The organism is Humibacter antri (assembly GCF_054777235.1).
In genome coordinates this window covers 46766-55601 of the sequence record NZ_BAAHAW010000035.1, presented here as the reverse complement: position 1 = coordinate 55601, position 8836 = coordinate 46766, and the positions used below count along the sequence as shown (strand labels likewise).

Annotated in this window: 9 protein-coding genes; 4 read left to right on the top strand and 5 right to left on the bottom strand. The window is 67.4% G+C overall.

The window, feature by feature from the left end:
- Window positions 1-69 precede the first annotated feature (69 nt).
- On the bottom strand, window positions 70-987 hold the full coding sequence (locus ACYVDK_RS14355) for a hypothetical protein (protein ID WP_460522901.1): 918 nt from the start codon (window positions 985-987) through the stop codon (window positions 70-72).
- Between the two features lie 74 nt (window positions 988-1061).
- Window positions 1062-1649 (bottom strand): ClpP family protease, encoded by a 588-nt coding sequence (locus ACYVDK_RS14350; RefSeq protein ID WP_460522899.1) that lies wholly within the window; start codon window positions 1647-1649, stop codon window positions 1062-1064.
- 162 nt (window positions 1650-1811) lie between these two features.
- Here ACYVDK_RS14350 and ACYVDK_RS14345 point away from each other — a divergent pair, with 162 nt between their 5' ends.
- The gene (locus ACYVDK_RS14345; RefSeq protein WP_460522898.1) at window positions 1812-2252 is read left to right on the top strand and encodes a helix-turn-helix domain-containing protein; all 441 of its coding nucleotides are present in this window, start codon (window positions 1812-1814) and stop codon (window positions 2250-2252) included.
- A gap of 79 nt (window positions 2253-2331) precedes the next feature.
- Here ACYVDK_RS14345 and ACYVDK_RS14340 read toward each other — a convergent pair whose 3' ends face one another.
- Window positions 2332-3666 carry a PLP-dependent aminotransferase family protein gene (locus ACYVDK_RS14340; protein WP_460522896.1) on the bottom strand — a complete coding sequence of 445 codons (1335 nt, stop codon included), beginning with the start codon at window positions 3664-3666 and terminating at the stop codon, window positions 2332-2334.
- A gap of 120 nt (window positions 3667-3786) precedes the next feature.
- Here ACYVDK_RS14340 and ACYVDK_RS14335 point away from each other — a divergent pair, with 120 nt between their 5' ends.
- Both ACYVDK_RS14335 and dxr read left to right on the top strand, forming a co-directional pair.
- Window positions 3787-4776: an FKBP-type peptidyl-prolyl cis-trans isomerase gene (locus ACYVDK_RS14335; RefSeq protein WP_460522894.1), complete on the top strand. Its 990-nt coding sequence runs from the start codon at window positions 3787-3789 to the stop codon at window positions 4774-4776.
- Between the two features lie 220 nt (window positions 4777-4996).
- Window positions 4997-6079: a 1-deoxy-D-xylulose-5-phosphate reductoisomerase gene (dxr, locus tag ACYVDK_RS14330; RefSeq protein WP_460522892.1), complete on the top strand. Its 1083-nt coding sequence runs from the start codon at window positions 4997-4999 to the stop codon at window positions 6077-6079.
- Between the two features lie 31 nt (window positions 6080-6110).
- On the opposite strand, the gene ACYVDK_RS14325 is transcribed toward dxr, so the two are convergent.
- Window positions 6111-7034: a Rossmann-fold NAD(P)-binding domain-containing protein gene (locus ACYVDK_RS14325; RefSeq protein WP_460522890.1), complete on the bottom strand. Its 924-nt coding sequence runs from the start codon at window positions 7032-7034 to the stop codon at window positions 6111-6113.
- Between the two features lie 182 nt (window positions 7035-7216).
- Here ACYVDK_RS14325 and ACYVDK_RS14320 point away from each other — a divergent pair, with 182 nt between their 5' ends.
- Window positions 7217-7864: a TetR/AcrR family transcriptional regulator gene (locus ACYVDK_RS14320; protein ID WP_460522888.1), complete on the top strand. Its 648-nt coding sequence runs from the start codon at window positions 7217-7219 to the stop codon at window positions 7862-7864.
- On the opposite strand, the gene ACYVDK_RS14315 is transcribed toward ACYVDK_RS14320, so the two are convergent.
- Entirely contained in the window at window positions 7842-8747 is a 906-nt protein-coding gene (locus ACYVDK_RS14315) for a DsbA family protein (RefSeq protein ID WP_460522886.1), read from the bottom strand. The genes ACYVDK_RS14320 and ACYVDK_RS14315 overlap by 23 nt on opposite strands.
- Window positions 8748-8836: the final 89 nt, after the last annotated feature.

Genomic DNA, 8836 nt, shown 5'->3' with positions numbered 1-8836 from the left:
CCCAAGAATGCGAAAATCCCACCGAATCGGACTCAGCCAGCCATCACCATCGGCTCGGTGGATCCAGGCTCAGAGCCCGGTCCGAGGGTCGGGGAAGCATCGGTTCCCGCCCACCAGGTTCAGGCAAGCGGGATACCCGGGCGGCACGAGTTGAGTGAGCGGCGAGCCGAACCACTGCTTGTAGAGCCGCCAGAAGTTGAGATTGCCGAATGCGGAGCACGGACCGCTCGTCTCAGGATGCTTCACGGTCTGCGCCGACGGCTGGTAGGGGGTGTAGTCGTACAGGTTCGCCGTCGCCTGATTGCGGATGTCCACGACGCTCGATCCGCACGCAGGGTTCGGGTGGTATCGGATCGACACCTTTCCCACGTGGTATCGCCACGATGCGGCCCCCACCGTGTACTCCCGGAACTGCCACGCCGCGTTGTACACCTGGTTGAAGAATCCGAAGTATCGGGAGTCGCAGGCCGCGGTGTCGGGGCACGCGTACCCGGTGGCCCGCCGGTAGCCGGATGCGCTCGGATGCGTGAGCAGGGACTGCTCCTTCTGCAGCAGCACGAGCAGCACCTTCGGGCTGATCCGGCACGCCCGCGCCACCTTCACGATGATGGCGCTGGCCCGCTCGGACGACGCACCGTGGTACGGCGCGCAGTGCGCGTACGCCATCGGCTCGTCGGGGGTGTCCTGCCGGTAGTCGGCCAGGCACGGTGAGCCGTCGGTGGGGACGCACGTGCGATTCTGCAGGAAGCGCTGCACCTGCGGCTGCGTCATGCTGTCGGCGTTGTAGAACGCGGCGTCGCTGATGATGTATCCCGGCCGGAACACGGCGTCCGACGGTGGCCGATCAGCCGGCCTCGGCACCACGGCTACGAGCACGAACAGCACCACGACCGCGATCGCGGCGGCCGCAACGATCGCGATGTCGCCTCGGGCTGCGGTCAGCACCCATGCACCGGCGCGCTCGGACTCGCGGCGGCGTACGGGCATCCATTCACCCTAACGGCGGGGTTGTCGAACGACGCCGGCTCTCGGGCGGGCGACAGTCTCTGCACGGCGGATGCCTATGGTCGGCTCAGCTCGGCAAGCACCTCCTGCGAGGAGATCACGCCGTCGACGAAGCCATAGTCGACAGCCTCATCGGCGGTGTACCACGCGTCCCGGTCGCCGTCGCGCAGAATCTCCTCCACGCTGTGCCCGGTCTGTTCGGCGGTGAGCCTCGCCATCTCGTTCTTGAACTTGACGATCTGCTCGGCCTGCCGGCTGATGTCGGCAGCGGTTCCGCCGAATCCGCCGTGCGGCTGGTGCATGACGACACGCGTGTTCGGCAGAACGAACCGCTTGCCCGGCTTACCCGAGCTCAACAGGAACTGTGCCATCGAGGCGGCGAAGCCGATGCCGACGGTGACGATGTCGGGCGAGACGTAGCGCATCACGTCGTAGATCGCGAAGCCTGCCGTCACAGACCCGCCGGGCGAATTGATGTACAGCTGGATGTCCCTGCGCGGGTCGGTCGCGGCGAGCAGCAGCAGCTTGCCGCAGATCTCGTTCGCGATCGCGTCGTCCACCTCGACGCCGAGGAAGACGATGCGGTCCGCCAGCAGGCGATCGAACACCTGTGGCGGCGGTGCGGCGATCCTGGTGTCGGTCATGTGGTCCTCCTGAAGTTCGGTGACGGGATCCATCGTGGGCGACGGCGCAGTCGAGCGGACCGGGATTCTGCCCGGGGCTACTTCGCCGAGAGCAGAACCGCATACCGCTGTCGCGGCGCCCGCCGCGCGTACCCTGAGAGAACCCACGAGAGAGGAAGGCAGATGCTGCTCAGACATGCCGTCGGGTCGGCGATCCGCCGGTTGCGACTCGCCAAGGGGATGACGTTGCGCCAGATGTCTCAGGCCTCCGCCATCTCGCTGCCTTACCTCTCGGAGATCGAGCGCGGCCGCAAGGAGCCCTCCAGTGAGATCATCCAGACCGTGTGCGTCGTGCTGGGCATCACGCTGCGTCAGCTGATGCGCGAGACTGATGTTGAACTGCGCGGTGGAGCTTGGAGCGAAGGCCCGGTGGGCCTTCGCCGCGACCCCAGCGCCGAGTCAGCTGTGCTGACTCGGGAGGCGACAACGGGCGAGCCCATCGATCTCACTGCGCGTAGACGCGAAGCCGGCTCGTCGACGGGCGCACCGGGATCCGTGCGCATGCCGCACGCCGATTCGCCGCACACCATGCGGTCGAAGGGCGAGCGCTTGCAGGTGGCATGACTCGACCCCTGCGCCGACGCAAATCCGACTTTCCCGTCGGCCGGTGGCCGGCAGCGCCCGCCTGTCGGAGGCCGTCGCCTCAGGCGGACTGCGCCGCGAGTGCGACCTCGATCACGCTCGCCGCGTCGTCGATCAGTTCCTCGCTGATCACGAGCGAGGGCATGATGCGCAGCACGCTGTCCCAGCTGCCGGAATCGAGCACGATCACACCGTTGCTCGTTGCGTGACGAAGGATGCCCGTGAGCGCCTCCGGATTCGGACGCCGCGTTCCCGGCACCACCAGTTCGACGCCCCACATGGCGCCCTTGCCGCGCACCTCGCCGACCACGCCGAACCGCTCGGCCCAGCCGCCGATGCGCGCCTGCAGAGCGCGCTCCACGCGCTGCGCCTCGGTGATGAGATCTTCGCTCTCGATCACCTCGAAAGTGGCGAGCGCTGCGGCGGTCGAGACCGGGTTGCCGCCGAACGTACCGCCGATCCCGCCTGGTTGCACCGCATCCATGATCTCCGCGCGTCCGGTCACGGCGGCGAGCGGGAAGCCGCCGGCGATGCCCTTCGCGCTCGTCACGAGGTCGGGGACCACGCCGAAGTGCTCGATCGAGTACCAGGCGCCGGTGCGGGCCATGCCTGCCTGGATCTCGTCGGCCACGAACACGATGCCGTTCTCATGGCAGTACTCGGCGATGCGGTTCAGGTATCCGTCGGCCGGGATGACGATTCCGCCGTCGCCCTGGATCGGCTCGGCGAAGAACGCGGCGATCTCGCTCGCCCCGATGTGGGTCTCGATGTAGTCGATGGTGCGCTCGGCGGCCTCGTCGCCGCTCAGGCCGTCCTTGAACGGATAACTGCCGGGCACGCTGTACAGCTCACCGGGGAACGGGCCCATTCCGACGCGCTCCGGCCAGGGCCTGTATGTCATCGCCATCGTGAGGTTCGTGCGACCGTGGAACGCGTGCTCGAGCGAGACGATCGCGCGGCGTCCCGTGTACTTGCGGGCGATCTTCACCGCGTTCTCCACCGCTTCTGCGCCGGAGTTCACCAGGATCGAGTGCTTCTCGAAGTCGCCGGGCGTCACCTGTGCAAGCTTCTCCGCGACTCCCACGTAGTTCTCGTAGGGCGTGACAGTGAAGAGCGTGTGGGTGAGCTTGTTCGCCTGCTCGAACGCGGCAGCGGCGACGGCAGGATGCGCGTGGCCGATGGTCGTCACGCCGATGCCGCAACCGAGGTCGATGAGCCGGTTGCCGTCGACGTCCACGAGGATCGCGCCCGAGGCGTGATCCATGTAGATGTTCGCGAGCGTGCCCGCGCCACGCGAGACGGATGCCTCGCGGCGGCTCTGCAGCTCCACGGACCGAGGTCCGGGGAGCGGGGTCACGATGGCACGGTGCTGCGGCACGGAGAATTCGCGAGGCATCCCACCATCGTACGGTGGCGACTACAGCAGATAGCGCCGCTCGACGCCCGACCTCCCAGCGCAGGCAGAGGCGTGTGGTGCACACTGGGGTGCCCCCGTCCCCTTTCAGAAAGCTTTGTCGTGCGCCTGAAGATCCCCGCCGTTCTCGCCGTGTCCGCCGCAGCCCTGCTCCTCGCCGGATGCACGAGTGCAGGGGCCGCAGGAAGCTCGTCGTCGGCATCCGCGGGCTCAGCGTCGAAGGCGTGCAGCGCACCCTCGTCCGGCAGTGTCTCGAACGCGGTCAAGGTCACCGGAGGCAAGGGCGCCGAGCCGACCGTCGCGTTCGCCAAGCCTCTGAAGGCCACAGACACGCAGCGCAGCTACGTGACCAAGGGCGATGGTGTCGAAGCGACGAAGGGTTCCACGGTCGACGTGGCCCTTGTCGCCTACAACGGCACCAGCGGCTCCAAGCTGACGAGCAACGGCTACGCGGGAAGCGCGACCATTCCGATCACGGTGGGCGACTCGACGATGATCCCGGGCCTGACGCAGGCCGTCGAGTGCGCACCGGTCGGCTCGCGCTTGGTCACGACGACGACGGCCAAGGCCGCGTGGGGCGGCGCCGACCCCTCAACGGTCGGCAGCCTGAAGAGCACCGACACCGTCGTGTTCGTCGTCGACATCCTCGACACGGTGCCGACGAAGGCGAATGGAACGCCGCAGCCCGCCCAGGCCGGCTTTCCCACGGTGAAGCTCGCCTCAGACGGCAAACCGACGGTCACCATCCCGAAGAGCCTCACGCCGCCGACCGAGACGAAGATCGAGGTGCTCAAGAAGGGCCACGGCGCAACCGTCGCCGCCTCCGACACCGTCACGATCCAGTACCAGGGCGTGAACTGGCGCACCGGCAAGGTGTTCGACCAGAGCTGGGGCCGCTCACCGTATACGAACGCCGCGAACGGATTCGTCCCCGGCTTCACCAAGGCGCTCACCGGTCAGACTGTGGGGTCGCAGGTGCTCGTCGTGATCCCGCCCGCCGACGGGTACGGCACGCAGGGCAATGCCCAGGCCGGCATCAAGGGAACCGACACGCTCGTCTTCGTCGTCGACATCCTGCACGTGCAGCACTGACGACTGAAGCGAGAGCAGAGCACGCTCGTGTGCTCTGCCGAGCTGATGGAGTCAGTCGAGTGCGCAGCGCGAACACTGACGACTGAAGCGAGAGCAGAGCACGCTCGTGTGCTTTGCCGAGCTGATGGAGTCAGTCGAGTGCGCAGCGCGAACACTGACGACTGAAGCGAATGGTTCTGAGGAACGCCGGCGCGCGATTCGCCGCAGCTACGATGAGCGGATGCGCAGGGTACTGATACTGGGATCGACCGGCTCGATCGGAACCCAGGCGCTCGACGTCATCCGTCGCAATCCCGACCGGTTCGAAGTCGTGGGGTTGGCGGCCGGCAGCAATCGCGATGCGCTGGCGGCGCAGGCCGACGAGTTCGACGTGGAGAGCACGGCGCTCGGCGCTGCCGACGCTGAGCGGCTCGTGCGCGACGTCGAGGCCGACGTGGTGCTCAACGGCATCACAGGCTCGGTCGGACTCGGTCCCACGCTCGCCGCTCTCGAGACCGGTACGACGCTCGCACTCGCGAACAAGGAGTCGCTGATCGTCGGCGGCGAGCTGGTCACCTCGCGTGCTCGGCCAGGGCAGATCGTTCCGGTCGACTCCGAGCACTCCGCGATCGCACAGGCGCTGCGGGCGGGGGAGAAGGGCGAGGTTCGTCGGCTGGTGGTCACGGCATCCGGCGGTCCGTTCCGCGGGCGCAGCCGCGCCGAGCTGGTGGATGTCACCCCTCGTCAGGCGCTCGCCCACCCGACCTGGAACATGGGCCTGGTCGTCACGACCAACTCCGCGACGCTCGTGAACAAGGGCCTGGAAGTGATCGAGGCGCACCTGCTGTTCGGTGTGCCGTACGAGCGCATCGACGTGGTGGTGCATCCGCAGTCGATCGTGCACTCCATGGTGGAGTTCGTGGACGGCTCGACCATCGCCCAGGCTTCCCCACCCGACATGCGATTGCCCATCTCGCTCGGCCTCGATTGGCCGCATCGGGTCTCCGGCGTCGGCACACCGCTGGACTTCACGAGGGCCGGTCAGTGGACGTTCGAGCCCGTCGACGAGGATGCCTTCCCCGCTCTCGCCCTCGCCAAGCGGGTCGGCCGGGCATCAGGCACCTTCCCGTGCGTGTTCAACGCCGCCAACGAGCAGGCGGTCGCCGCGTTCCACGCCGGCCGGCTCGGCTTCCTGGGCATCGTCGACACGATCGAACGCGTCGTCGGTCTGCATGAGCCGCCGGACGTCGTCGACCTGCAGGCGCTCATCGAGGCGGAGCGCTGGGCACGAGAACGCGCCGACTCGGTGATCGCATCGCGCTGAGCCGCGTACCGGGACGGCCGCTTACCCGCACTCAGAGTTCGGCCCGATACGCCTCCGCTGTGCCGGACAGCGCCTCGTACCATGGCGTCGCCTCGACCTGGAGGAGCCTTGAGGTCTCCGTCGCCTCGATCACGAATGGTGCCGTGAACTGGTAGCTCGACGCGACGATCTCGCGCACCATCGGGCTCATCGGGGCGAGCGAACGCAGCATCCACTGCGGGAAAGCAGCGGCTTCGCCGGTCGTGCCGTACATCGCGTTCAGCTCAGCGGCGATCTCGGCCCGTGCGTGCGGGGCACCGCTCGGCACATGCCAGAGCCGTCCCCATTCGCCTGCCCAGTCTGCTGCTGCGGCGAGAGTGGCCGCGATGTCGGGCAGGTACGACCAGCTGTGGTCGATCTCCGCACTTCCGACGCCGCGAGCCGTTCTGGAGCTCAGAATTCGTCTGAAGAACGAGCGTCCGAGATGTGCGGTTCCTGCCGCGCCCGGGCCGAAGTAGTCGCTGGCGCGCACCTCGACCCCGCGGATGCGTCCTTCCCGGGTGGCACGGAGCACGGCCTCCCAGCCGGCCTTGCGCACGAGTCCCTTCGTCTCGGTCGTGAGTTCGGGCGTGTGTTCGTCCATGTGACCGTTCGGTCTCCCGTACGGATACAAGTTGCCCATGATGACGAGCGAAGCTCCGCTGCGCTCGGCTGCGGCGATCGCGGCCTCGAAGATCGGCGGCCAGTCCTTCGGCCATGTCGTGTACGCCGGATTCGTCGCCACGAAGATCGTCTCGCACCCTTCGGCCGCGCGGCTCACAGCATCCACGTCCGAAGCCGTCAGGCGCATCGGTTGTGCGCCATCGATGCTGGTCCCGCTGCGGGTGGCGAGACGGACCTGATCGCCTCGCGTGAGAAGGTTCGCGGTGAGTGCCGAACCGATCAGTCCAGCGCCGAGCACCAGCCGCGTCGTCATCTGTCCTCAGCTTTCCTCGGGTGGGCGGTCGTATCGCGGGGTGCCGCGTCGAGAACCCAGACGCGCCGACACCGGGGCGAAGACACCTGCAAGCGTCGCTCCCGGTCAATCTAGGGCAGCACCGAGTACCGTTCAAGAGCGGTGCTCACTAATTCCAATCGGTGCGATGGCAGAATGAAGGGGTGACAGACGGGTCAGTCCATCGCGGACGGAGGCCGGTGATCTCGCGGGGGCAAGTGCTCGATGCGGCGGCCGTCGCCCTGGCGATCGACGGGGCCGAAGGGGTCTCTCTTCGGTCCATCGCTCGTCGCCTCGGTGTGGTCAGCTCCGCGCTCTACCGCCATTACCCGAGTCGGGACGCGCTTCTGGCGGACCTCGCGCTTCGCGTGCGACTGGCGCTGGACGAGTACGTCGAACGGGCGGAGGCATCCGTCGCGCGTGCCGACGTGGCCGAACGGCTCGCCGCGATCGTGCGGAGCACGATGGACTGGGCGAAGCGCAACCCGCACGAGTACGCGCTCGCCTATGGCGACCAGGACTGGGGTCCGTCGATCACCGACACCGCTCAGGTGTCGGCGCCCGACGGTTCGCCTGCGTCGCTCGTACTGATCGAGGGTCTCCTGGAGGAGGAGGGTGCCTCACAGCACCGGCCGTCCGACGCCGCCGTTCGGGTGTGGTCACAACTCTTCGGGCATGTCTGGTTCGAGTTGTTCGGTCACTACGAGGGCGCCGTCGGCGACATCGATGTCTACACCGAGGCGCTGATCGCCGCCATGGCGGCAGACCTGGGCCTGCCGCCCGGATCGCCTACTTCGTCGCCGTCGGAGTAGGCGTCGGCGTGGAGGTCGACGCGGACCCCACGGTGGATTGCACGAATGCGGCGAAGGCGGCCGCATCTGTCAGCGACCCCTGGTACTGCTTGCCGTTGACGATCACTGTCGGGGTGCCGTTGAACGTCGTGACGCTGGAATTGGGCAGCTTTTGCGTGGTCGCACGCTTGGTGGCGGCGTTCAGCCAGTCCGAGAACCGGGTGTTGTTCACGCACTTCGTGATGTCGCTGGAGCTCACGCCGGCACTCTTGAGAATGGACAGGATCGTGGAATTCGGCAGTCCACCTGTGTTCTCCTTCGGCTGCTTGGCGTAGAGCGCCGAGTTCACGGTGAGGAACTTGTCCGGCTCGTAGTTGGCGACGCACGAGACGGCGTTGCCTGCGCGGAGCGGGTATCCGCCGTTGCCTGCCGAGGCGAGGTAATTCAGCGGGTGGATCTCCAACTGCGCGAGCCCGGAGTCGAGCCACTGCTTGATCTGCGTCATGTTCGTCTGCTCGAACTGCTGGCAGTACGGGCACTGCAGGTCTTCGTAGATGGTGATGTACGCCTTCTTCGACGTGTCGGACTGCGTCGTCGGAGTCGGCTTCTCGCCGGCCTGCAACGCGGGCGTGCGCACCGCCTTCGTCGAGGAGGTGAGCACGATGCCGTCGCTGACCATGTTCTTCGGTCCGGCGGATGTCTGCCCCTGCGGAATCGAGTTGACGATCACGAGTGCGACGACGGCCAGCACCGCCACGATGACGACGCCGACGGAACCCTGGATCCACCACCGGCGACGGCGCGCCTTCCTCGCGGCCTCCTCGCGCATCAGCCTCGCGTGTTCTCGCGCTGCCTCTCGGCGATCTTTCTTGCTCGGACCGTTCGCACCGCGGCCAGTAGCCATCTGCCGTCCTCATCGTCAGGGGATCATGAAGCGCCTCGACAGCCCAGCGACGCGCAGGCGGAGCGCGGCGGGCGGTGGCGCATCCCACC

What these genes read in the sequence shown, in the direction of transcription:
- ACYVDK_RS14355 (WP_460522901.1), bottom strand. Translation starts at nt 987, where the DNA reads ATGCCCGTACGCCGCCGCGAGTCCGAGCGCGCCGGTGCATGGGTGCTG.
- ACYVDK_RS14350 (WP_460522899.1), bottom strand. Translation starts at nt 1,649, where the DNA reads ATGACCGACACCAGGATCGCCGCACCGCCGCCACAGGTGTTCGATCGC.
- ACYVDK_RS14345 (WP_460522898.1), top strand. Translation starts at nt 1,812, where the DNA reads ATGCTGCTCAGACATGCCGTCGGGTCGGCGATCCGCCGGTTGCGACTC.
- ACYVDK_RS14340 (WP_460522896.1), bottom strand. Translation starts at nt 3,666, where the DNA reads ATGCCTCGCGAATTCTCCGTGCCGCAGCACCGTGCCATCGTGACCCCG.
- dxr (WP_460522892.1), top strand. Translation starts at nt 4,997, where the DNA reads ATGCGCAGGGTACTGATACTGGGATCGACCGGCTCGATCGGAACCCAG.
- ACYVDK_RS14325 (WP_460522890.1), bottom strand. Translation starts at nt 7,034, where the DNA reads ATGACGACGCGGCTGGTGCTCGGCGCTGGACTGATCGGTTCGGCACTC.
- ACYVDK_RS14315 (WP_460522886.1), bottom strand. Translation starts at nt 8,747, where the DNA reads ATGGCTACTGGCCGCGGTGCGAACGGTCCGAGCAAGAAAGATCGCCGA.